This window comes from Rhizobium tibeticum, from assembly GCF_900110205.1.
GTDB classification, from domain to species: Bacteria; Pseudomonadota; Alphaproteobacteria; order Rhizobiales; family Rhizobiaceae; genus Rhizobium; species Rhizobium tibeticum.
In genome coordinates, this window is the sequence record NZ_FOCV01000003.1 from 148072 (window position 1) to 171010 (window position 22939).

The 22939-nt window shown below is 60.6% G+C and carries 23 protein-coding genes; 11 read left to right on the forward strand and 12 right to left on the reverse strand.

The features are described 5' to 3' along the window. Window positions 1-49 precede the first annotated feature (49 nt). Complete coding sequence (locus tag BSG20_RS04470; RefSeq protein ID WP_072369421.1) at window positions 50-355, reverse strand: 4a-hydroxytetrahydrobiopterin dehydratase; 306 nt, start codon at window positions 353-355, stop codon at window positions 50-52. 35 nt (window positions 356-390) lie between these two features. On the opposite strand from BSG20_RS04470, the gene BSG20_RS04475 reads away from it, so the two are divergent. Then, the gene (locus BSG20_RS04475; protein ID WP_072369424.1) at window positions 391-891 is read left to right on the forward strand and encodes a low molecular weight protein-tyrosine-phosphatase; all 501 of its coding nucleotides are present in this window, start codon (window positions 391-393) and stop codon (window positions 889-891) included. On the opposite strand, the gene thpR is transcribed toward BSG20_RS04475, so the two are convergent. Continuing rightward, on the reverse strand, window positions 798-1391 hold the full coding sequence (gene thpR / locus BSG20_RS04480) for an RNA 2',3'-cyclic phosphodiesterase (protein WP_072369426.1): 594 nt from the start codon (window positions 1389-1391) through the stop codon (window positions 798-800). The genes BSG20_RS04475 and thpR overlap by 94 nt on opposite strands. Before the next feature lie 68 nt (window positions 1392-1459). Then, complete coding sequence (locus tag BSG20_RS04485; protein WP_072369429.1) at window positions 1460-2104, reverse strand: arylesterase; 645 nt, start codon at window positions 2102-2104, stop codon at window positions 1460-1462. 53 nt (window positions 2105-2157) lie between these two features. Here BSG20_RS04485 and BSG20_RS04490 point away from each other — a divergent pair, with 53 nt between their 5' ends. The 4 genes from BSG20_RS04490 to BSG20_RS04505 all read left to right on the forward strand — a co-directional run bounded on the left by BSG20_RS04490 (window position 2158) and on the right by BSG20_RS04505 (window position 6981). Next, window positions 2158-2865 (forward strand): ABC transporter ATP-binding protein, encoded by a 708-nt coding sequence (locus BSG20_RS04490; RefSeq protein ID WP_072369434.1) that lies wholly within the window; start codon window positions 2158-2160, stop codon window positions 2863-2865. Next, on the forward strand, window positions 2862-5405 hold the full coding sequence (locus tag BSG20_RS04495; protein WP_072369437.1) for an ABC transporter permease: 2544 nt from the start codon (window positions 2862-2864) through the stop codon (window positions 5403-5405). The genes BSG20_RS04490 and BSG20_RS04495 overlap by 4 nt, the downstream gene beginning before the upstream one ends. A gap of 178 nt (window positions 5406-5583) precedes the next feature. Then, window positions 5584-6312: a Bax inhibitor-1/YccA family protein gene (locus BSG20_RS04500; protein ID WP_072369440.1), complete on the forward strand. Its 729-nt coding sequence runs from the start codon at window positions 5584-5586 to the stop codon at window positions 6310-6312. Window positions 6313-6423: 111 nt separating this feature from the next. Further along, window positions 6424-6981 carry a GNAT family N-acetyltransferase gene (locus BSG20_RS04505; protein ID WP_072369443.1) on the forward strand — a complete coding sequence of 186 codons (558 nt, stop codon included), beginning with the start codon at window positions 6424-6426 and terminating at the stop codon, window positions 6979-6981. Between the two features lie 6 nt (window positions 6982-6987). On the opposite strand, the gene BSG20_RS04510 is transcribed toward BSG20_RS04505, so the two are convergent. From BSG20_RS04510 to acnA, 3 genes are all read right to left on the reverse strand, one after another. Beyond that, on the reverse strand, window positions 6988-7389 hold the full coding sequence (locus BSG20_RS04510; RefSeq protein WP_072369446.1) for a DUF2794 domain-containing protein: 402 nt from the start codon (window positions 7387-7389) through the stop codon (window positions 6988-6990). Window positions 7390-7756: 367 nt separating this feature from the next. Further along, window positions 7757-8494 (reverse strand): DUF1223 domain-containing protein, encoded by a 738-nt coding sequence (locus BSG20_RS04515; protein WP_072369460.1) that lies wholly within the window; start codon window positions 8492-8494, stop codon window positions 7757-7759. Between the two features lie 234 nt (window positions 8495-8728). Beyond that, on the reverse strand, window positions 8729-11419 hold the full coding sequence (gene acnA / locus BSG20_RS04520) for an aconitate hydratase AcnA (RefSeq protein ID WP_072369462.1): 2691 nt from the start codon (window positions 11417-11419) through the stop codon (window positions 8729-8731). Window positions 11420-11677: 258 nt separating this feature from the next. Between acnA and ccmA the strand changes: the two genes are divergently transcribed. The 5 genes from ccmA to BSG20_RS04545 are packed head-to-tail and all read left to right on the forward strand — an operon-like array spanning window position 11678 to window position 14562. Then, on the forward strand, window positions 11678-12325 hold the full coding sequence (gene ccmA, locus BSG20_RS04525; protein ID WP_072369464.1) for a heme ABC exporter ATP-binding protein CcmA: 648 nt from the start codon (window positions 11678-11680) through the stop codon (window positions 12323-12325). Further along, window positions 12322-12981 (forward strand): heme exporter protein CcmB, encoded by a 660-nt coding sequence (ccmB, locus tag BSG20_RS04530; protein ID WP_072369465.1) that lies wholly within the window; start codon window positions 12322-12324, stop codon window positions 12979-12981. Before ccmA ends, ccmB begins: the two co-directional genes overlap by 4 nt. A 47-nt stretch (window positions 12982-13028) precedes the next feature. Then, window positions 13029-13796: a heme ABC transporter permease gene (locus tag BSG20_RS04535; RefSeq protein ID WP_072369468.1), complete on the forward strand. Its 768-nt coding sequence runs from the start codon at window positions 13029-13031 to the stop codon at window positions 13794-13796. Beyond that, window positions 13793-13960 carry a heme exporter protein CcmD gene (gene ccmD / locus BSG20_RS04540; protein ID WP_072369470.1) on the forward strand — a complete coding sequence of 56 codons (168 nt, stop codon included), beginning with the start codon at window positions 13793-13795 and terminating at the stop codon, window positions 13958-13960. The genes BSG20_RS04535 and ccmD overlap by 4 nt, the downstream gene beginning before the upstream one ends. Further along, window positions 13957-14562, forward strand: a complete 606-nt coding sequence (locus BSG20_RS04545; protein ID WP_072369478.1) for a DsbE family thiol:disulfide interchange protein — start codon at window positions 13957-13959, stop codon at window positions 14560-14562. The genes ccmD and BSG20_RS04545 overlap by 4 nt, the downstream gene beginning before the upstream one ends. On the opposite strand, the gene BSG20_RS04550 is transcribed toward BSG20_RS04545, so the two are convergent. The 5 genes from BSG20_RS04550 to dapF form a co-directional block, all read right to left on the reverse strand. Further along, window positions 14563-15150 carry a DUF2585 domain-containing protein gene (locus BSG20_RS04550; protein WP_072369480.1) on the reverse strand — a complete coding sequence of 196 codons (588 nt, stop codon included), beginning with the start codon at window positions 15148-15150 and terminating at the stop codon, window positions 14563-14565. Continuing rightward, window positions 15147-15791, reverse strand: coding sequence for a septation protein A (locus tag BSG20_RS04555; protein ID WP_072369482.1), 645 nt, complete (start codon window positions 15789-15791; stop codon window positions 15147-15149). The genes BSG20_RS04550 and BSG20_RS04555 overlap by 4 nt, the downstream gene beginning before the upstream one ends. Before the next feature lie 63 nt (window positions 15792-15854). After that, a complete protein-coding gene (ftsY, locus tag BSG20_RS04560) occupies window positions 15855-17456 on the reverse strand; it encodes a signal recognition particle-docking protein FtsY (protein ID WP_072369484.1) in 1602 nt (533 codons plus the stop codon). Between the two features lie 15 nt (window positions 17457-17471). Next, on the reverse strand, window positions 17472-18746 hold the full coding sequence (gene mtaB / locus BSG20_RS04565) for a tRNA (N(6)-L-threonylcarbamoyladenosine(37)-C(2))-methylthiotransferase MtaB (protein ID WP_072369486.1): 1275 nt from the start codon (window positions 18744-18746) through the stop codon (window positions 17472-17474). Then, window positions 18743-19648 carry a diaminopimelate epimerase gene (gene dapF, locus BSG20_RS04570; RefSeq protein ID WP_072369492.1) on the reverse strand — a complete coding sequence of 302 codons (906 nt, stop codon included), beginning with the start codon at window positions 19646-19648 and terminating at the stop codon, window positions 18743-18745. Before dapF ends, mtaB begins: the two co-directional genes overlap by 4 nt. 209 nt (window positions 19649-19857) lie before the next feature. On the opposite strand from dapF, the gene BSG20_RS04575 reads away from it, so the two are divergent. Further along, window positions 19858-21816, forward strand: coding sequence for an elongation factor G (locus BSG20_RS04575; protein ID WP_072369495.1), 1959 nt, complete (start codon window positions 19858-19860; stop codon window positions 21814-21816). Window positions 21817-21819: 3 nt separating this feature from the next. Here BSG20_RS04575 and BSG20_RS04580 read toward each other — a convergent pair whose 3' ends face one another. Then, entirely contained in the window at window positions 21820-22824 is a 1005-nt protein-coding gene (locus BSG20_RS04580; protein ID WP_072369498.1) for an MBL fold metallo-hydrolase, read from the reverse strand. Window positions 22825-22939 lie beyond the last annotated feature (115 nt).

The window sequence follows — 22939 nt, forward strand, 5'->3', positions numbered from 1 at the left end:
CGATTGGTCCTTTCGTTCACGCGCACATATGGTGATGGCTGCACCGGATTCAATCAAGCCGGCGTGCTGCCGCCTTCTCCATCGCCGTCGCTAGCCGGAAGTCAAGCTCGGTCAGGCCGCCAGCATCGTGGGTGTTGAGCTTCACCTCGACGCGCGAATAGACATTGAGCCACTCGGGATGATGATTGAGCCTTTCCGCCGCGAGCGCTGCTTCGGTCATGAAGCCGAAAGCCTCGACGAAATTGCGAAACTTGAAGCTTCGCGAGATCGACGTGCCGGCGTCATCGAGCGACCAGCCATCCAGCTTGGCGAGCTCGGCAGCGATGGCTTGCCGTTCCAGTTTTTCCCGTTTCATGCGATTGTCCCTCCTCTTTCCATCATGGACCACAGATGAAACGCATCAGCATCCTGTTTGTTTGCATGGGCAATATCTGCCGTTCTCCCCTTGCCGAGGGTATCTTCTCGCATCTTGTCGACGCGGCCGGCTTTGCCGATCGTTTCGAGATCGATTCTGCCGGCACCGGCGGTTGGCACCAAGGCGAGCATCCCGATCAGCGTTCGATCGCGACGGCCAGAGGTCACGGGATAGACATCTCCCGGCAAAGCGCTCGTCGGATAACGACGGAGGATTTCAGCGACTTCGGCCTGATACTCGCGATGGATCGCACAAATATCGCCGAACTGCATCGGATCCGCCCGCAAGCCACAAACATCCACCTATTCGGCGATTTCGCGTTGGCGAGCGGCGAGGATATACCCGACCCCTATTACGGCGACGCGGACGAGTTCGAACTTGTCTACGCCAGGCTCTTCACCGGCTGCAGGAAGCTGCTCGAGACGCTGGGAACGGACAATGCCTCGTGGAGCGGGAAGATCTCTTCCGTCAGATAGGGGCCGCCGCCGACCGATTCCCTTGACGACAGCAGGACGAAGCGGGGAACAGTGAAGGCCGAGGTCTGGAAGTTTCCGCGACCGGCCAGATAATGCACCACATCGTCGACCCGCGACGATTTCAGCCGCGCGAGCGTGACATGCGGCGTGAACTTACGGGGATCCGGCGGCAATCCGATACGCTGGCAGATCCGCTCGATTTCGGCCTGCAGCGCATACATCTCGGGCGAAGGCGAGACGCCGGCCCAGACCGAATGTGGCTTCTTGGACCCGAATGCGCCGATTCCATCGAGACGGATCTGGAATTCGGGCCGGTCGATGCGGTCGAGCCGATCGACAATTTCGTCTGCCGTTCGTCCATCGACATCGCCGATAAACCGCAAGGTGATGTGGTAATTTTCCACATCGATCCATCTTGCACCAGGGAGACCACCGCGCAGCAATGAGAGGCTCATCGCGGCATTGCGCGGAATTTCGAGGGCGGTAAACAGTCTCGGCATAACGAGCACTCCCCGAATCTTTTGCACGTGCTCACACGGAATCACGCATTGGGCACCTGTGCAAGCCCCTAATTCTTCACAGTAGAAATCGTTGCCAAGAATTGCGTGATAGCCGGCTCCATCTTTTCGACCATCACATCAACCCCCTTGCTGTTGGGGTGCATCCCATCCTCAAGCTGCAGACCGGCATGAAGGACTACGCCTTCGAGAAAGAAGGGATAGAGCGCAACGCCATGTTTTTGCGCGAGTTTCTGGTAGATCGGGTTGAAGCGCGCCGCATAGTCCCCGCCCATGTTCGGCGGCGCCAGCATTCCGACGAGAAGGACGGCAATCCCACGCTCCTTTAGCCGGGCAATCATCTGATCGAGGTTTTTTTCACTTTCTTCGGGAGGGATGCCGCGCAGGGCATCATTGGCACCCAATTCGAGAATCACGCCATTGGTGCCGTCAGGGATCGACCAGTCTATCCGCGCAAGACCGCCGGTCGTCGTGTCGCCGGACACTCCCGCGTTGGCGATCGATATGTCGACCCCTTTGGCTTTCAGTGCTGCTTGCAGTTTTTCCGGAAAGCCATCACCGGGAGGGAGTTGGTAGCCCGCCATAAGGCTGTCTCCAAAGCCGACCAGGCTGATTGGCCTTGCGCTCGCCGCGACAGCAAAGATCAGCGAAGCAACAATGACGGCGATGTGAAGGCCGGCAACTTTAAATCTCATTCCGCTTTCCCTAGATTGGCAAGACGATCGGCATCTATATAGGGCGAATACTGTTGGCAAAAACCATCATCGAGTTGAAGCGCGCCGATTTGACGCTTGGCAGCGCCGCCGCCTCTGTCCATGTGCTGAAGGGCATCGACCTGACGATTGCCGCCGGTGAGTCGGTCGGCATCGTAGGACCGTCGGGCTCTGGCAAATCGACATTGCTGATGGTGCTTGCAGGGCTTGAGAAACTCGATAGTGGCGAGATCAATGTCAGCGGCACACCATTGCATGCTCTGAGTGAAGACCATGTGGCCGACTTCCGTGGCCGCAACATCGGCATCGTCTTCCAATCTTTCCACCTGATTGCCAACATGACGGCGCTGGAAAACGTTGCTGTGCCGCTGGAGCTTGCCAACCTTCCCAATCCCTTCGAAATCGCACGCCGCGAATTGAAATCCGTCGGTCTTGGCGATCGATTGAACCACTATCCCGGCCAGCTTTCGGGCGGCGAACAGCAACGCGTGGCAATTGCCCGCGCCCTCGCACCCTCGCCGGCATTGCTGATTGCCGACGAACCGACCGGCAACCTCGACACCGACACCGGCCGCCAGATTGCAGATCTCCTGTTTTCGAAGCAGGCTGAGCGCGGCATGACGCTGCTGCTTGTCACCCATGACACCGCCCTTGCCAAACGCTGCTCTCGGCAGATTCGGGTTCGTTCCGGCCAAATTGAGGGCGATAGTGCGCCAGTGCAGCCCGAGGCGGCGATTGCATGACATTGCTGACCCCGCGCGTCTCCCTTGCCTTTCGTCTCGCGCTCCGCGAGCTTCGCGGCGGGCTCGGCGGCTTCTACATCTTTCTGGCCTGCATCGCCCTCGGCACCGGCGCCATTGCGGCGGTCAATTCGGTTTCGCAGTCAATCACCGACACGATCGCCACGCAGGGTCAGGAGATCCTTGCAGGCGACGTGCGCTTCGAGCTCAACAACCGCGAGGCGACGGAAGCCGAAATGGGCTTCCTGCGGGGTTTCGGAAAGGTGTCGGTGTCGACCGGCCTGCGCTCGATGGCGCGCAAGCCCGACGGCTCGGATCAGGCCCTGGTCGAAGTCAAGGCGGTCGACGGCGCTTACCCACTCTACGGTACTTTCGAAGCCGAACCGAACTATCCGCTGCACGCGCTTCTATCCGGGCAGAGCGGCACCTATGGCGCAGTGGCCGCGCCGCTTCTGCTCGAGCGGCTCGGCCTCTCCATTGGCGACGAGATCCTGCTCGGCAATGTCATCTTGAACATCACCGGCACGATCAAGACTGAGCCGGACGCGGTCTCGGAAGGTTTCGGCTTCGCACCCCGCCTCCTCGTGAGCAGGGACGGGCTCAAGGCATCCGGCCTCATCCAGACCGGCAGCTTGGTCGAACACGTTTACAAGATCCGCATGGACGATCCGGCCGAGAGATCCACGATCCGCGATCGGGCTGCGAAGGACTTTCCGTCCGCCGGCTGGTCGATCCGCACGAGCGATCGGGCAGCGCCTTCGCTAACCGAAAACATTGAGCGCTTCTCGCAATTTCTAACGCTGGTCGGACTGACGGCCCTGATCGTCGGTGGTGTCGGCGTCGCAAACGCTGTGCGTGCTTTCCTGGATTCCAAGCGCACGACGATTGCTACGTTCAAGTGCCTTGGCGCGCCGGCAGCGACTGTGGTCCTGATCTACCTGTTCCAGATCGCGATGATTGCCTTGGGCGGCATGGTCATCGGCCTCGTCATCGGAGCGCTGGCGCCAATCGTGGCGTCGCAATTTCTGGCGCAATTCCTGCCTGTTTCCACCGATCTGACGTTCTACCCCGGGGCCTTGTCGCTCGCCGTCCTTTTCGGCATTCTGACAACGCTGGCCTTTGCCATCATGCCGCTCGGACATTCCCGCGAGGTTCCGGCGACAGCTCTCTTCCGCGAACAAGGTTTCGAGGCGCGGGGTCTACCATCGTGGCCCTACATCCTCCTTGCCGCGGCCTTTCTCCTTGCCCTTGCCGGTCTTGCCATCGTCACCGCTCACGATCGCTTCATCGCGATCGTCTTTGTCGGCGCGATCGCCTTCTCCTTCGTGATCTTGCGGCTTGTCGCTGCCGGGATCGCTTGGCTCGCGCGTCGCAGCCCGCGGGTGAATTCACCCGCCCTGCGGCTCGCAATCGGCAACATCCATAGGCCCGGCGCGCTGACGCCCTCCGTCGTCCTGTCTCTCGGTCTTGGCCTTGCACTGCTCGTCACCCTCACCCTGATCGACGGCAACATGCGGCAGCAATTGACCGGGCGCATGGCCGCCGGCGCGCCGAACTTCTTCTTCGTCGACATTCAGGGATCGGAACGCGAGAAATTCCGTAGCGTCATCAAAGCCAGTTCCCCGGATGGCCACTTGGTCGAGGTGCCGATGCTGCGCGGCCGCATCCTCGCCTTCAACGGCGAGGACGTGACGAAGCGGAACGTTCCGCCGGGCGGCCAGTGGGTCCTGCGCGGCGACCGCGGCATCACGTATTCGCAAACACTGCCGGAAAATGCATTGTTGACCGAGGGTTCATGGTGGCCGAAGGATTATAGCGGTGAGCCGCTTGTCTCCTTTTCTGCCGAGGAAGCGAAGGAACTCGGTCTGAAGATCGGCGACACCGTCACCGTTAACGTGCTTGGGCGTAACATCACAGCCAAGATCGCCAATCTGCGCAAGGTCGAGTGGGAAACGCTCTCCATCAACTTCGTGATGGTGTTCTCGCCGAATACGTTCCGCGGCGCCCCGCACGCCTGGCTGGCGACGCTCACCGACCCGGCCGCGACCTCTACTCAGGAGGCCGTGATTCTCAAATCCGTGACAAATACCTATCCGACGATCACCAGCGTGCGGGTCAAGGATGCGATCGATATCGTCAACACACTGGTGGCGCAGCTTGCGACGGCGATCCGCGCCGCCGCCTCCGTTGCACTTATCGCCTCGGTGCTCGTTCTTGCGGGCGCTCTGGCTGCCGGCAACCGCGCCCGTACCCATGATGCAGTCGTCCTCAAGACACTGGGCGCGACGCGACGAATGCTGATCCGCGCCTTCTGCTACGAATACCTCATTCTCGGGGCAGCAACCGCAGTCTTCGCCCTGTTTGCCGGCGGCGTCGCGGCCTGGTTCATCACCGCCCGGATCATGCGCATCCCCTCGCACTTCCTGCCCGACGTCGCCGGCCTGACACTCATAACGGCGCTGGTGCTCACCGTCGGCATTGGACTCATCGGTACCTGGCGCATCCTCGGCCAGAAAGCGGCACCCGTTTTGCGCGAGCTCTGATTGACCAAACGGAGAAATTCCCTTCACCTTACGGCGATTTAACCCGATCGCGGGTTGCAAGGGCCTTGTTTGCGAAAGGCGAAAGGCTCATATTGTGTGCAGGCATGCTGGGCTCCGCAGCGGCGCCCGGGTTACGCACCCGCCACCGTGTCCACACCGGAGCTTATAAGAGGAAACTATGGCTGACCTTCGTAATTACCAAGGCCGCGTACAAACTGGCGAGATGATCGACCAGGGCCTACGTAGCTATATGCTCAGGGTCTACAACCTGATGGCGCTGGGTCTGGCGATCACCGGTGTGGCCGCCTATCTCGGCTTCAATTTCGCCGTCCAGGACAATCAACTGACGCAGTTTGGCGTGCTGCTCTTCCAGTCGCCGCTCCGTTGGGTGGTCATCCTTGCCCCGCTGGCCGCCGTGTTCTTCCTGAGCTTCAGGATTAACCGCATGAGCGTTGCCGCCGCGCAGACGACCTTCTGGGTCTATGCCGCGCTGGTGGGTCTGTCGCTTTCGTCGATCTTCCTGGTCTACACGCAATCGAGCATCACGCAGACGTTCTTCGTGACGGCGGCCTCATTTGGCGCGCTTTCGCTGTATGGCTACACGACCAAGCGTGATCTCTCCGCGATGGGCTCGTTCCTGATCATGGGCCTCTTCGGTCTGATCATCGCGTCGATCGTGAACATCTTCCTGGCGTCGTCTGCCCTGCAGTTCGCGGTCTCTGTGATCGGCGTGTTGATCTTCGCAGGCCTGACCGCCTACGATACGCAGCGCATCAAGGAGCTGTATTACGAAGCCGACGGCGCAGAGGTTGCCGGCCGCAAGGCGATCATGGGTGCACTGACCTTGTATCTCGACTTCATCAACCTCTTCATGTTCCTCCTGCAGTTCATGGGTGACCGCAAGTAAGGAACAGGGATGTTGTCGAAAAAGGCGGCTTCGGCCGCCTTTTTTGTTGCCTGGTCATACGGAGAATGATTTCTGGATGGGTCCATTGTTCAAATCCTCCCGGCCGACCGAATGCCCATCTTCCTCCGCGACGCTTCCTCATTCGACCTCCCCACCATCACGGCCATCTATCGCGAATCCGTCCTGAATGGTGTCGCAAGCTACGAGATCGTCCCGCCGGAGCAAAGCGAGATGGCGGCACGATTTTCCGCGATCACGGGCCAGAACTATCCCTACATCGCCGCCATCGATGAGGATGGCAGCCTGCTCGGTTACGCCTATGCCTCAGCCTTCCGGACGCGGCCGGCCTATCGCTGGATGGTCGAAGATTCGATCTACCTGGGGCCTGAAGCACGCGGCAGGGGCGTTGGAAGGCTGCTGCTCGCCGAACTGATCCGACGCTGCACGGATCTCGGCTTTCGCCAGATGGTGGCCGTGATCGGCGGCGCACATCCGGCATCGATTGCCGTGCATCGCGCATTGGGCTTTGAGGAAACCGGCCGCCTGAGAGCAACAGGTTACAAGCACGGTCGCTGGCTCGATACGATGATCATGCAGCGGGCCCTTGGTGAAGGCGCGGCCACGGACCCCGATGCCTCGACTTATCCAGGTACCCTGTTCAAAGCTTGAGCCGAGCTACTTCTCGACCAGCTTCAAGGCCTTATTGAAGACCTTCAAAACCTGCTGCAGCTCGTGCCCGCGCTTCAGGATGACACCGTGAGTGTTGAAAACGGAATAGGCACCCTGCTTGGTGGCAAGCTTCGGATTCTTCTCGATGCGAAAAAGCGGCATTTCGCCCGATCGCTTGAAAACCGAGAAGATGGCGCAGTCTTTCAGATGATCGATCGCGTAATCCCGCCACTCGCCCTCGCCGACCATGCGGCCGTAAATCCACAGGATCGCGTCGAGCTCGCGACGGTGAAAGGTGACCGGCGGTGGGTCCTTGCTCTGCTTGTACTCCTTGAGATCTACGACGACTGAGGAACTGTTCTCGGCCGACCGGCTTTCGCCGCGCCGCAAATCCGGCTGATCTGACATCAGTCTCCCTGTGCCTCCGCTCGTGACAGGAGAATGACAGTTTGCCTTAGCGTTTATAAATTGCAAGCAGGCGATCAGTCACATTAATCATAGTCTGTGCAATCTCCCGAGCGCCGCAATTCAGTCAAAACAGCGCCTCATTTGCAAGGGAAATTCCCTCACGATTGCGCCGCGGGCCCCGTTCGGACCCGTCGTCGCACCCGAATTGCGCATGATCTTTTGCCAGATTTGGTCTGCTGAAACGGTTGTGTGTGAGTTTGGCGCCAGCGCGCCAAAGGGCCCGGCTGACCGTATCGACCTTAACCCCAGCCCCGAATACGATCAGCCGGGCCACCCCGTTTTCGATCCGCAGAAGCAGATGAAACGGTCAGATGTTCTTCCCGGCCATGACAACCGTCGCTCCGAGGATCGCAGATGGATTGCCGTCGGCGGTGGAGGATTGAAGTAGAATCGCGCAGCCCTCAAGGTCCGGCTTCTGCATCACGCTGGCCGGCAGCGTCAAGCTCGTTTCCTTGCCCTCCCACATGCCGACGGTCTCAACATCGGCAACGCTGTTGAGGTATGCAATCTTCTGTCCGCTGTTTTCGCCCTTCTCCACGTCGATGGTCTTCTCGCGGTTGAAATAGACCATGACGACATTGGCTTTGCCCTGTCCTGCGCCGATCTTGATCTCGAGTTGGTCGTCGCGCATCTGCGCAGTCACCGGCACTGACAACCCCATGCCTTCGGCTGCATAGCCATCGATCTTCTTATTGATCGCGCCAAGATCGGCTCCCGCTACGTGGTCGCGGCCGTTGACGATGACCTGCGGCGTATAGACGTTGGCGCGTCCCATGGTCTGCGCGTAGCCATACTGGCGCTCCGTATTCTCCTTGGAACTCAGCGTATCGGCCCATCCCATATAGTTCCAGTAGTCGACGTGATAGGCGAGAGCGATAACGCCGCCGGCCTCGACGATCTTGCGGAAAGCCGCATCGGCTGGAGGACAAGAAGAACATCCCTGCGAGGTGAAGAGTTCAACCACACCTTTCGGCGCGTCCTGGGCAAAAAGTGGGCCGGCAAGCGCCACACCTGCAACCATGGAAATCAGAAACCGCGGGGACATTCACTGCACCTTTTTATTCAGTACCTACCGCCACGCTTCGCCGCAGGTTCCGATGTATGAACGTAGAGATAGTGGTTCTCGCTCCAAACGGAAAGTCACGAACGGGTGAGACCAAGCTTCGTGGAAGCCAAGCCGAAACACATCGTCGTGACCGGGCATCCAATACCGTGCGCTCAAACGAAAACCGCCGGAAATCTCTTTCCGGCGGTCATTGTCACGGAAGCCTGTTAACAATCAGGCAGCGAGATCGCGCAGAACCGTCTGCAAGATGCCGCCGTTGTTAAGGTAGATCACTTCATCGAGCGTATCGACACGCGACAGCAGTGGAACGTCCTTCACGGTGCCGTCGCCATAGGTGATCTTGGCGATCTTCTTTTCGCGCGGCTTGATGTTTTCAAGGCCTTCGATGGTGACGATTTCGTCGCCCTTCAGACCGAGGCTTGCCCAGGTCGTGCCTTCTTCGAATACGAACGGGACGACGCCCATGCCGACCAGGTTCGAGCGGTGGATACGCTCGAAGGACTGCGCGATTACAGCCTTGACGCCAAGCAGGTTGGTGCCCTTCGCCGCCCAGTCGCGGGACGAGCCGTTGCCGTATTCGACACCTGCGAAGATGACGAGCGGAACGCCCTCGGCCTTGTATTGCATGGCCGCGTCGTAGATCGATTCCTCTTCCTTGGAGGGATAGTGGATCGTATAGCCGCCTTCCTTGCCGTTCGGGCCGAGCATGTGGTTGCGGATGCGAATGTTGGCAAATGTGCCGCGCATCATCACTTCATGGTTGCCGCGGCGTGTGCCGTACTGGTTGAAGTCCGCGACGCCGACATTGTGCTCGAGCAGGTAGGCACCGGCCGGAGACGCCGCCTTGATCGAACCGGCAGGGGAAATGTGGTCGGTGGTGATCTTGTCGCCGAACAGGCCGAGAACGCGGGCACCCTTGATGTCGGAGATACCGGAGCCGGACTTGCCCATGCCCACGAAGTACGGCGGGTTCTGAACGTAGGTCGAATCGTCGTCCCAGGCATAGGTCTGGCCAGGAGGAACCTGAACGGCCTGCCAGTTCTCGTCGCCCTTGAAGACGTCAGCATACTTCGTCTCGTAGAGCTCGCGCGTAACGTACTTCTGGATGAATTCCTGAACTTCGTGCGAAGTCGGCCAGATATCCTTGAGGAACACCGGATTGCCGTTCTGGTCTTCGCCGATCGGCTCTTTGGTCAGGTCCTTCTGGACCGAACCGGCAAGCGCATAGGCAACGACCAGCGGCGGGGACGCCAGGTAGTTCGCCTGAACATCAGGAGAGATACGGCCTTCGAAGTTACGGTTGCCCGACAAAACGCCCGAAACGATAAGCCCCTTGTCGTTGATTGTCTTCGAGATCGGCGCCGGCAGCGGGCCGGAGTTGCCGATGCAGGTCGTGCAGCCGAAGCCGACGAGGTTAAAGCCGAGCTTGTCGAGGTCAGCCTGCAGGCCGGACTTGGCGAGGTATTCGCCGACCACCTGCGATCCTGGAGCGAGCGAGGTCTTGACCCACGGCTTGGACTTCAGGCCCCTGGCAACGGCATTACGGGCGAGAAGGCCGGCAGCGATCAGAACCGACGGGTTGGAGGTGTTGGTGCACGACGTGATGGCGGCAATCGCAACGTCGCCATGGCCGAGATCGAAGTCGGTGCCTTCGACCGCGTAGCGGTTGGAGAGCTGGCCCGGCTTCTTGTAGTCGGCGTCCATCGAACCAGCGAAGCCGGCCGCGATGCTTTCGAGCGGGATGCGGCCTTCGGGACGCTTCGGGCCAGCCATCGCAGGCACGACGTCGCCGAGGTCGAGTTCGAGCGTATCGGTAAAGACGAGGTCCGAACCGTCGCCGTCGCGCCACATCCCTTGAGCCTTCGAATAGGCTTCGACGAGCGCGATGCGGTCCTTGGTGCGGCCCGACATGTTGAGGTAGTTGATGGTTTCGCCGTCGACCGGGAAGAAACCGCAGGTCGCGCCGTATTCCGGACCCATGTTGCCGATCGTCGCGCGGTCTGCCAGCGGCATGTTGTCCATGCCCGGGCCGAAGAATTCGACGAACTTGGAAACGACGCCCTTCTTGCGCAGCATCTGCACGACCATCAGCACCAGGTCAGTCGCCGTGACGCCTTCCTTGAGCTTGCCGGTGAGCTTGAAGCCGATGACTTCAGGCAGGAGCATCGAGACCGGCTGGCCGAGCATGGCCGCTTCAGCTTCGATACCGCCAACACCCCAGCCGAGAACGCCAAGGCCGTTGATCATCGTCGTATGGCTGTCGGTGCCGACGCAGGTGTCGGGATAAGCGATCGTCTCGCCGTCCTCTTCCTTCGTCCAGACGGTCTGGCCGAGGTATTCGAGATTCACCTGATGACAGATGCCGGTGCCGGGAGGAACGACGCGGAAGTTCTTGAATGCCTGCTGGCCCCACTTCAGGAAGCGGTAGCGCTCGCCGTTACGCTGGTATTCCAGCTCGACGTTCTTGGCAAAGGCCTGCGGCGTGCCGAATTCGTCGACGATAACAGAGTGGTCGATGACGAGGTCGACCGGAACCAGCGGATTGATCTTCTCCGGGTCGCCACCGAGCGACACCATCGCGTCACGCATCGCGGCCAGATCGACGACGGCGGGAACGCCGGTGAAGTCCTGCATCAGGACGCGCGCCGGACGATAGGCGATTTCGTTTTCGACAGCACCCTTGTTATCAAGCCATTCGGCAACGGCCAGAATGTGTTCCTTGGTCACCGACTGACCGTCTTCGAAGCGCAGCAGGTTCTCGAGCAGAACCTTCATCGAGTAAGGAAGCTTCGAAACACCCGGCAGGCCATTCGCCTCAGCCTTGGGCAGGCTGAAATAGACGTAGTCCTTACCGTTCACGGTGAGCGTGGAACGACAATTGAAGCTGTCAAGAGATTTAGACACGAGAGACCCCGTTTCTGATAGCGAACACAATCGTGCGGACGCCTATGCACGTAATGCACATCAGGATGCGGGTACGGCCATTTCCGCTGTCCGCACGTGGAGCAAAGCCCATGTTCGGCGCAAGGATGAAATTCACGCCGACCGCTGGCGTGGTTGCGGGTCTTATAGATAATTTCTAAGAAAGGTGCCAGAGAGTGCGTGGCCCATTTCGGATTTTTTTGCATTGCGATGACTGAAAAATTAAACCACGGAAAAGTCATGTATCTCGAGGCCGCCAATCTGGCCGCGCGCCGGGGAGAAGAACTCATTTTCGAGGGCGTATCCTTTCGCCTGGAATCGGGCGAAGCGCTGGTTTTGACAGGCAAAAATGGATCGGGAAAGTCAACTTTGTTGCGCGTCGTCGCCGGTTTGCTGCATCGGGAAAGAGGCTCGGTTAGCTTCACCGATTCGCATGGCAACACTCTCCGGCGCGTCGGCGAAATCAGCCACTATCTCGGCCACCGCAATGCGATGAAAAGCGAGTTGACGGTCGCCGAAAACCTCGACTTCTGGCGCTGCTTTCTGGGAGATACGCAGGGCGGTTCGACCGTTTCCATCGACGAGGCAGCCGAGGCGGTCGGGCTCGCGGGAATAACGCAGCTTCCCTTCGGCTACCTTTCGGCTGGCCAGCAACGCCGCTTTGCCTTCGCCAAGCTGCTTATCGCCTACCGGCCGGTCTGGATTCTCGATGAGCCGACCGCTGCGCTGGACGCAAGCGGCGACCGCCTTTTTGCAGAGCTTATCGAGGCGCATCGGCGCAAGGGCGGGATCGTGCTTGCCGCAACCCACCAGCCGTTGGGCCTGGAGGGCGCGCAGGAGCTGCGGATGGCGGGATTTTCTCACACTGGTCCGGGAGTGTGGGCATGATGGCCCTTCTGCTGCGTGACCTCAAACTTTCCATTCGCGCCGGCGGCGGCGCGCTGATCGGCGTTCTCTTCTTTCTGACCGTCGTCGCGGTCATCCCCTTCGGCGTCGGGCCTGACCTTGCACTTCTGTCTCGCATCGGTCCGGCGATCGTGTGGATCGGTGCGCTGCTTGCGGCGCTTCTCGGCCTCGACCGCCTGTTTCAGGCCGAACGCGACGATGGCTCGCTCGATCTCATGCTGATGCACGAACATCCGCTTGTTTTGACGTTGCTAGTTAAGTGCCTGGCACACTGGATCGCCACCAGCCTGCCGCTGGTCATCGCCTCGCCGCTGCTTGGCCTCTTCATGAATATGAGTGAGACGGCGATCGGCGCGACGATGCTGACGCTCCTCGTCGGTTCGCCCGCGATTACCTTCATCGGCGCCGTTGGCGCCGCCGTTGCTGTCGCCTTGCCGCGTGGCGGACTGCTGGTCTCGATCCTGGTGCTGCCGCTGACCATTCCGGTGCTTATTTTCGGCGTCAGCGCCACTTATGCGGCGGTCGAAGGCCCATCGCCCTTTTTGCCGCCTTTCCTCATCCTGATCGCGCTCACGCTGTTCTTCGCCGTCATCGGCCCGGCAGCGGCCACACTGGCACTACGCAACACGACGGATTGATGGGGCGCTCGATTGCGGCATCGGGCATATCGCGGTAAGGAAACGGCATGAGCGAAACGAGCCTAGCCATCACGAAATTCAGCGATCTCGCCAACCCGACGCGGTTTCTGGCGCTGGCGGCACGCATCATTCCCTGGATGGCTGGTTTCACGGCCCTCTGTTTTATCGTGGGTCTGTATCTCAGCTTCACGACCGAAGGCGACTATCAGCAAGGCGAAACCGTTCGTATCATGTATGTCCACGTGCCAGCCGCCTGGCTGGCGATGATGGGCTATACGATCATGAGCCTCTCGGCGATCGGTACGCTGGTCTGGCGCCATCCGCTGGCGGATGTATCGGCAAAGGCCGCCGCCCCGCTCGGCGCCGCCTTCACTCTGATTGCCCTGGTGACAGGTTCGCTCTGGGGCAAGCCGATGTGGGGCACCTGGTGGGTATGGGACGCCCGGCTCACCTCCGTCTTCATCCTGTTCCTGATGTATCTCGGGCTCATCGCCCTCAATCGCGCGATCGACGACCCGTCAAAGGCCGCCCGCGTCAGCGCCGTCCTGATCCTCGTTGGCTTCGTCAACATCCCGATCATCAAGTTCTCCGTCGAATGGTGGAACACACTGCATCAATCCGCGAGCGTACTGCGCCTCGACGGCCCAGCCATCGATCCGGAGTTCCTGCGGCCACTGCTGGTAATGGCCGTTGCGTTCACCGCGCTCTTCTTCACGCTGCATATCATGGCCATGCGCAACGAAATCTGGCGACGCCGCGTCACCGCCCAGCGCCGCATGGCAGCACGCTTGGCGAGCCGCGAGGGACAGCCATGACGCATGCTTTCTATGTCTATGGCGCCTATGGCTTTGCAGCCCTCGTCACCATCGCAGCCACGCTTTGGACGTGGGCGGACGGCCGTGCGCGGCGCAGCGAGATGGCAACCCTCGAAGCCGCCGGAATCCGCCGCCGCTCCGTGCGGACAAAGGATGGCGAATGAGCACCACACCGGAAACGAGCCGTGCCAAGCGCGGATTTGGGCGCTATGCCGTCGCCTTGATCCCGTTGATCGTCTTTGCCGGCATTGCAGCCACCGCGGCAAAGATGCTTTACGACCAGGACGTCCACGGCAAGGATATCTCCGAAATCCCCTCTGCACTGATCGGCACGAGGGCGCCGGCACTGAACCTTGCGCCGCTTGAGGGTGCCAACCTGCCGGCGCTGACTGACAGTGTCATCAAGGGCAAGCTGACCCTCGTCAACGTCTTCGCCTCCTGGTGCATTCCCTGCCGCGAAGAACATCCGATCTTGAAGGAACTGGCAAAGGACGGCCGCCTCAACCTGGTTGCGATCAACTACAAGGACAAGAACGACAACGCACTTCGCTTCTTCGGCGAACTCGGCAATCCCTTTGCCGCCATCGGTGTCGATCCCAAGGGGCAGGCAGCCATCGATTGGGGTGTGTACGGCATCCCGGAAAGCTATCTCGTCGCTCCCGACGGCACGATCCTCTACAAGCGGGTCGGCCCGTTCGACGAGGTCAGTCTGAAGGAAGGGCTTTTCCCCGCCATGGAGAAGGCGCTGGCAAAGCCGGCGTCCTGACTAGATCCCGCCTTGCCAGGTCTTGATCGCCTCAACGGGCCAAATCAGCATCAGCACGTTGAGCGTCAGGTTGTCGCGAATGAGGTAGCCGGTCAAGAGCTCGAAGAAAATCGCGATCGCGACCGTTAATCCGACGGGCGCTCGCGAGGCGAAGAAGAACCCGACCACCATGAAGACCGTGTCCATCGCGGAATTCAGAATGCTGTCGCCGTAATAATCGAGCGAGATCGTTGCCGTCCGATAGCGGTCGATGATCAAGGGTGAATTTTCCAGCAATTCCCAACCGGATTCGATCACGAGCGCCAAAAGCAGCCGCACGGCGATCGGCTTTCCGCGCATAAAGAGGTGCGCGATGCCGTAGAAAATGAAGCCGTGGATGATGTGAGAGGGCGTGTACCAGTCGGAAATATGCTGAGAGTTACCGCTGGAATTGACGGTGCCCTCCCATAGCTTGACATATCCGCAGGTGCAGATGGGTGTGCGACCCATCATGTATTCGGCGATGATCTGGACCAGCAGAACGGCAATGCACGCAGCAAACCAGAAGGTCTGATGCTTCGCTCTATCGGCCGTATCCAGTGTTGTCAATTCTCGATCTCTCCCGCCGGCGTGACCGTATGCTTCATGATCAGTGGCATCTGTGCAAGCGTGAAGATGATGGTGATCGGCATTGTGCCCCAGACCTTGAAGGCGACCCAGAAATCATCGGAGAAATTGCGCCAGACGACCTCGTTCAGCACCGCGAGGAAGAGGAAGAAGATACCCCAACGGATTGTCAGCTTGCGCCATCCCTCCACATCGAGCTGGAAGGCCGCGTTGAAGACGTAGCCGAGCAACGATTTGCCGAAGGCGAGGCCGCCAAGCAGAGCAACGCCGAAGAGCGCGTTGACGATGGTCGGCTTCATCTTGATGAAGGTCTCATTCTGCAAATAGATCGACAGCGACCCGAAGATGACGACCACGATGCCCGACACGAAGGGCATGATCGGCAGATGCCTGAGCACGACCTTAGAAACGATTAGTGAGATCACCGTTGCAGCCATGAAGAGGGCCGTCGCCACGAATAGTGGTCCGCCAAGCTCCGAAAGAGCCGGGAACCGCTCGACCAGCCAGGGGCCGCGCAGGTTGGCGAAGAAGAAGATCAACAGCGGGCCAAGTTCCAGCGCCAGCTTCAGCATCGGGTGATGCCGGTCGGCCGCGCTTGGGGTGATATCGCTCTCTGTCGTCATTCTATCTCAAATCCGTTTGTGAACACGAAACGCTTGCCCGTGCTTGTCGGCATATCTGTGGCATTATTGGCCGAGACCGGCAATGGCATGCGCGAAATCCTCGGCCTCGAACGGCTCCAGATCCTCGACGCTTTCTCCGACACCGATGAAATAGACCGGCAGCTTGTGCTTGGCCGAGATCGCCACGAGAATGCCACCCCGCGCCGTCCCATCGAGCTTTGTCATGATCAGGCCGTTGACGCCGGCGACATTGCGGAAGATCTCAACCTGCGACAGCGCGTTCTGCCCCGTCGTGGCGTCGAGCGTCTGCAACACGGTATGCGGCGCATCCGGATCGAGCTTGCCGAGAACGCGAACGATCTTCTCGAGCTCCGCCATCAGCTCCGCCTTGTTCTGCAGGCGGCCGGCTGTATCGATGATCAACACATCGCACTTCTTCGCCTTCGCCTGCTCGAAGGCGTCATAGGCAAGACCCGCAGCATCGGCGCCGAGCTTGGTGCCGATGAATTCTGATTTGGTGCGGTCAGCCCAGATCTTCAGCTGCTCGATGGCAGCGGCGCGGAATGTATCGCCGGCGGCGACCATGACCTTGAGGCCGGCACCCGAAAGCTTCGCGGCCAGCTTTCCGATCGTCGTCGTCTTGCCGGTGCCGTTGACCCCAACGACCAGGATGACGTGCGGCTTATGGCTCAGATCGAGCTGTAGCGGCTTTGCGACAGGCTTCAGCACCTTGGCGATCTCGCTTGCCATGATGCGGCTCACATCCTCGCCGGTGACGTCCTTGCCGTAGCGCTCGGATGCCAGCGTATCGGTGACCCGCATCGCCGTCTCGACGCCGAGATCGGCCTGGATCAGCAGATCCTCCAGATCCTGCAGCGTCTCGTCGTCGAGCTTGCGCTTGGTGAACAGTGCCGCGATCCGGCCGGTGAGATGCGAGGAGGTGCGGGCAAGGCCGGCGCGCAGCCGCTGGAACCAGGAAAGCTTTGGCGGAGGGACCAGGGGCACAGGCTCGGAAGCCGCAGGACCCGTGGCAAATCCCTTGGGAAGGACAGGAGCGGCAAAAGGATCACTTGAAGTGCTGTCGTCTTCCTCTGTTCGGGCGGATATCTCTTCCGCGGCCGGAGACATAGGATCGGCGATGGGCTCCTGCTCCGCGTCAGCTTCTGCGGCAAGCCCGGACGCAGGCGTCTCTTCAGTCTCGCCGACAGATGCTACCTCCGCGACACCCTCATCCTCTGGACGATCGCCACTCCCCAGCTGGAGAGGCAAAGCAGCAGGAAGCGTGTCTTCGATAGTGCTTTCGGCAGGAGCCCCGGTCTCGGCTTCCGCTTCCGCCTCAAGCAGCGAGAGCGGCACAAGGCCCATATCCTCAGCCTGCACCTCAGCCGGAAGAACATCGGAAACATCGTCGTCTTCCGGCGCGAGCGCTTCGGCCTGATCGGCAAGCTCCTCCACGGAGGCATCCTTGCCTACGTCATCGGCAGGCCCGCCGGCCGTCTCCATCTCTTCCGCCAGGACCGGATCGGCGGCAACGGGAAGGTTCTCCTCACGCGAATGCGGCTCCAGTTCGGATTTGAGTACTCTCGCCTCGACCGCCTCCGGTGCCTGTTCTTCCTCCGGCTTGGGGCCGAAGGTGAAGACCTTTTTGATAAAACTGAACGCCATGAGGATTCCGTAAACTCAGGCCGCGTCGGCGGCCGTCAATTGCATGTCGAGGTGCTTGCCGTTGTGGCCAGTAATTGCAGCCTGCACGAAGCTTCGAGGCGCAAGCCCGGCTGCGGCGACAAGCGTGAAGTTTTCGGTGTGCGCCAAACCGTTGTTTTCCACGAGCAGCCATTGCCGCGTTCCGACCATTCCGTCGAGATGGGACTGATGCAAGCGATGTCCAGTGGCGCGAAGCCGTGCAGCCCGCTCCTTGACCAGCGCGCGATCGAGCTGTGGCATTCGCGCGGCAGGCGTGCCTGGCCGCGGGCTATAGGGAAAGACATGGAGATGGGCGATATTGGCGTCTTCCGCCAGCCGCACGGCATTGGCGAACATCTCTTCGCTCTCAGTCGGAAAGCCGGCTATCATATCGGCGCCGAAGCTCATGTCCGGTCGCACGTTGCGCACGTCGTTGATAAAGGCCAAGGCATCCGCGCTCGAATGGCGGCGCTTCATCCGCTTCAGGATCATGTCGTCGCCATGTTGCAGCGAAAGGTGGAGATGCGGCATGAAGCGCGCTTCGTTGGCGATAAGATCCAGCAGATGCCTGTCCGCCTCAATGCTGTCGATCGATGAAAGCCGCAGGCGGCGAACATCCGGCACCTGTTTCAGAAGCGTCTTGGCAAGCAGTCCGAGCGTCGGCTCCCCAGGCAGATCGACGCCGTAACTGGTTGCGTCGACCCCGGTCAGCACGATCTCTCGGTAGCCGGTTTCGACGAGCTTGCGCGCCTGGTCGACGACTGCCCCCATCGGCACGGAACGCGAATTGCCGCGGCCATAGGGAATGATGCAGAACGTACAGCGGTGGTCGCAGCCGTTCTGGACCTGGATGAAAGCCCGCACATGACCATCGATGTGCTTGACCATCTGCGGCGCCGTCTGGCGCACGCTCATGATATCGTTGACGCGCAGCTTCTCTTCCGCTGAAACGCCGAAATCCGGAAGCGTGCGATAGGAGGCGCTTTTCAGTTTCTCTTCGTTCCCGAGAACGGCATCGACCTCGGCCATGCCAGCGAAGGTCTCTTTTTCCGTCTGCGCCGCACATCCGGTAACGATAATGCGGGCATGCGGGTTGTCGCGCCGTGCGCGTCGGATCGCCTGGCGAGCCTGGCGCACAGCCTCGCCGGTAACCGCACAAGTATTCACCAGGATGGCATTGTTGAGCCCGGCCTTCTCGGCCTCCGCCCGCATCACTTCGGATTCGTAGGTGTTCAGACGACAGCCGAAGGTAATGACCTCGACGCCGCTCACCGCGCTTGCGCTCCCTGGGTCGCATCTCGCGACCACGCACCCGTCGACGGATCGAGCGCGCCGGACCACTCCCACTCGGCAGGGCCCGTCATGATGACGTGACCATCATGCTCGCGCCATTCGATCGTCAACACACCCTGGTTGGGGCTGCTTGCGACCGTCACCGCGACTTCACGCCCCGTCCGACCGGTACGGGCGGCAGAAACGGCCGTGGCGCAGGCGGCAGACCCGCAGGCAAGCGTCAGTCCCGCGCCCCGCTCCCAGGTGCGCGTCGTGATCGAGCTTGGAGAGGTCACCTGCGCCAGCGTTATGTTGGCGCGCTCGGGAAACATCGGATGGTTTTCGAGCAACGGGCCGAAGCGCCCGAGATCGAAGGACATTACATCCCTATCTACCCAGAAGATCGCGTGGGGATTACCCATCGAAGCGACGGAAGGTGAATGCAGCACCGGATTGTCGATCGGCCCGATTTGCAGCTCGATGCGGCTCGTGTCGTGGAATTCCTCCGCAAGCGGAATCTTGTCCCAGTCGAAGACCGGCTTACCCATATCGACGGAGATCGTCCCATCCTCGTGTTCGACGGCATTCAGAATGCCTGCGACCGTCTGGAAGGTGAAAACCTTCTTGCCGGTTTCCGCGGCGAGTGCCTGTACGACGCAGCGCGTGCCGTTGCCACAGGCCTGCGCCTTCGATCCGTCGGAGTTCAGGATATCGATCCAGGCATCCGTGCCCGATGCCTTCGGATCGTGGATCGCCATGATCTGGTCGAACTGCGTGTCCGGCTCGGCATTCAGCGCGATTGCCGCGGCAGGCGTCACCCTGTCGGCGCGGCCGCGCATGTCAACGACCAGGATCTTGTTGCCAAGCCCGTTCATCTTCGCGAATTCGACCGTTGCGCTCATGGGTGTCATGTCCGTCACTGTTTGGGCTGTATATGGCGGAAATGCGGGGGAATTACCAGTGGGTTGACGGACCCGAACGCAGCGACACATTGATGGGAGCGCTATACCGAAGCCTCATATTTAAGAATGATCGCAACTATCTGGCGCTTTTCTTCGCTTCGAGGCATTCTTTGGTTTCGGATGCGTGCTTTTGGCAGGGAGGATCGCCGATGCGCTGCTTCACGGTACTTGGGCCCTCGCAGACGGGAAAAACGACGCTCGTCGCAAAGCTGGCCTCGCTCGAGGGAACGCCCAGAAAGTCAGCCTCTCCATACGGATCAAGCCTGACGGAATTCGATTTCAAGGACGAAGCGTGGTGTGCGGTCGACACGCCTGGGGCAAACGAGGCCCTGGCCTTGGCGCAGGATGCCCTGCTCGTCAGCGACGCCTGTATTCTCTGCATATCGCCGACGCCGGATGATGCCGTTCTGGCCGCACCTTATCTGCGCGCCATCGAGGCCTCCAGCACGCCCTGCGTGGTCTTCATCAATCGGATGGACGAGCCGCGCGGTCGACTGCGTGATGTCATTGCCGCACTTCAGACCTATTCCAACCATCCCCTCGTCTTACGACAGGTCCCGATCCGTGAAGGCGACACGATTGTCGGCAGCTGCGACCTGATTTCCGAGCGCGCCTGGCGCTACCGGGAGGGGCAGCCCTCCGCGCTGATCGAACTGCCGCAGGATGCCGCCGAGCGCGAGCACGAGGCGCGGGCAGAGATGCTCGAGCAATTGTCGGAGTTCGATGACTGGCTTCTCGAGGAGCTCATCGAAGACCGGGAGCCGGCAAGTGACACGCTGTTTGCCATCTCCTCGCGCATCCTCAAAGAGAACCGGGTTATCCCCGTGCTGTTCGGTGCCGCCTCCCACGGCAATGGCATCATGCGCCTGATGAAGGCCCTGCGCCACGAAGCCCCACCGGCAACGGCACTACGGACCCGTCTCGCAACAAGTTCCGGTGCGGAAGAAGCGGCACTTTCCGCCGCCAGTTTCCATGCTTATCACAAGGCCAATGTCGGCAAGACGGTGCTGGTTCGCGCGCTGGCCGACGGCTTGAAGCAAGGTGCCTCCTTGGGCGGCGCAACTCTGGGCCCGCTGCAGGAGGCCGGCAGCGGAAAGCCGATCAGTGGCAGCGTGCAGCCAGGCGGCGTCTTTGCCGCTCTGAAATCAGACCATCTGCCCGCGCCCGCCCTGCTGACACAGTCGGCAAGCGTCGAACCGCCCGACTGGACTACACCGCCGACACCGATGCTGGAGAGAATACTTGTTCCCGGCAGCGAGCGTGATGAAACCAAGCTCTCGGCAACGCTGGCGAAATTGGCGGAAACCGATCGCGGCCTGAAGGTGATGCAGGAGGAAGGCACCGGCGCAGCGCTGATCTGCGCTCAGGGACCGGTCCATCTGCGCGAACTTCGCAAGACGCTGTCGGAGGTCTTCCGGGTCGAAGTTTCGGACCGCGCGCCAAACCCAATCTACCGGGAGACCATCTCGAAGCCCTCGGACGTCCGCTACCGGCACCGCAAACAGACGGGCGGCGCCGGACAATTCGCCGATGTGCAGCTCAGCGTCCGGCCGAACGAGCGCGGCCAGGGCTTCACGTTCGGCGAAAGCGTCAAAGGCGGCACTGTGCCGCGAAACTACATACCGGCAGTCGAGGCCGGTGCCCGCGAAGCGATGGAGAAAGGGCCGCTCGGCTTCCAGGTCATAGACGTCGACGTGACTTTGACCGATGGCCAGTATCATTCGGTCGACAGCTCTGATTTCGCCTTCCGTGCGGCCGGCAAAATGGGCGTCAAGCAGGCACTTTCACAGGCGTCCGCCGTTCTCATGCAGCCGGTCGTACGGGTGGAAATCCACATCCCCTCGATCTTTTCGGGCGGCATTGTAACGCTCGTCTCCTCAATGAGAGGCCAAGTGCTCGGCTTCGATCGGGACGAGAACGCGAAGGGCTGGGACATATTTCGGGCACTCGTCCCCGGCGGGGTGCTTGACGAACTGGGGCGGTCGCTCAGGTCCGCAACGCAGGGCATTGGCCATTTTTCAAAGACTTTCGATCACTTCGAGGAGCTCTATGGCAAGGAGGCCGACACCATCATCAATGCGCACGGCGCGGGGGCACAAGCGCACTGACGATCATGCAGACGGCACGTCGAATACCTCGCCTGCCCTGAGCGGACGGAACCGTTCGGGCGGTATGCCATGCTCAGCCATGGCGGCTTTCAGCGCCTTGACCGGCGCATCGATCGCCTCGTCGGTCAGCTGGAACGTCGCAAAGTGATGCCCTGCCACATAGGCCGCATTCGCCAGCTGCATGCCCATCACCGCTTCCGCAGGATTCTGATGCTGGCCCTTCATGAACCAACGCGGCTCGTATGCCCCGAAGGGCAGGATGGCGAGGCGAAAGGCGCCATGCTTTTGCCGTGCAGCCTCATAGTTGACGCCGCCGTGGAATCCCGTATCCCCGACGTGGTAGATCTTCCCGGCCGGCGTCGCCAGGACGAAAGCAGCCCACAGCGCCATGCGGCGATCCCCGGTGCCGCGTGCCGACCAATGATGCACCGGTTCAGCATCGATGCTGATTCCCGCCAGGGATAGGCGCGTGCCCCAATCCATAGCCGTCACCTGCATGTCGGGCACCGCACTGCGAATGATCGTGTCGTTGCCGAGGGGCGTCACAACATGCGGCCGATGCTTTGCGTGCAAGAGCTTGAGCGTCACAACATCAAGATGGTCGTAGTGATTGTGGGACACAAACACGAGATCGATCGGCGGCAGATCGTCGATTGCGATGCCCGGCGCAACGGCGCGCTTCGGGCCGGCAAAGGTGAAGGGGCTGGCGCGCTCGGACCAAACCGGATCCGTGAGGATGTTAAGTCCCGCGACCTGCACCAACAGTGTCGCATGACCGACCATGGTCACCCGCAAATCATTTCCATCCACGCGCAGATCGGGTTTTGCTGGTGCGAACGGGCTTGGAACCGACCTCGGCCAGCGATCGCGACCGCCGCCGAACTGCCATCTCATCAAATCTCGGAAGCCGAGAGGCTCGATACCATCCGGATTGAAGAAATGCGTGCCGTCGAAGTGATCGGAAACGGGCCCCTGATAGTATGGATTGCGTCGCTTGGCTGTCGGCATTCGAAAGCGGTTCCGTTTGAGAGCAGAATAGGATCTGGGTTTGGGCGCGTGCTTTTGAAAGACCCGCGCGTGGTCTTTTCTCGGCGTTCCCTTGACTCCTGGCCCGTTTTCCTAT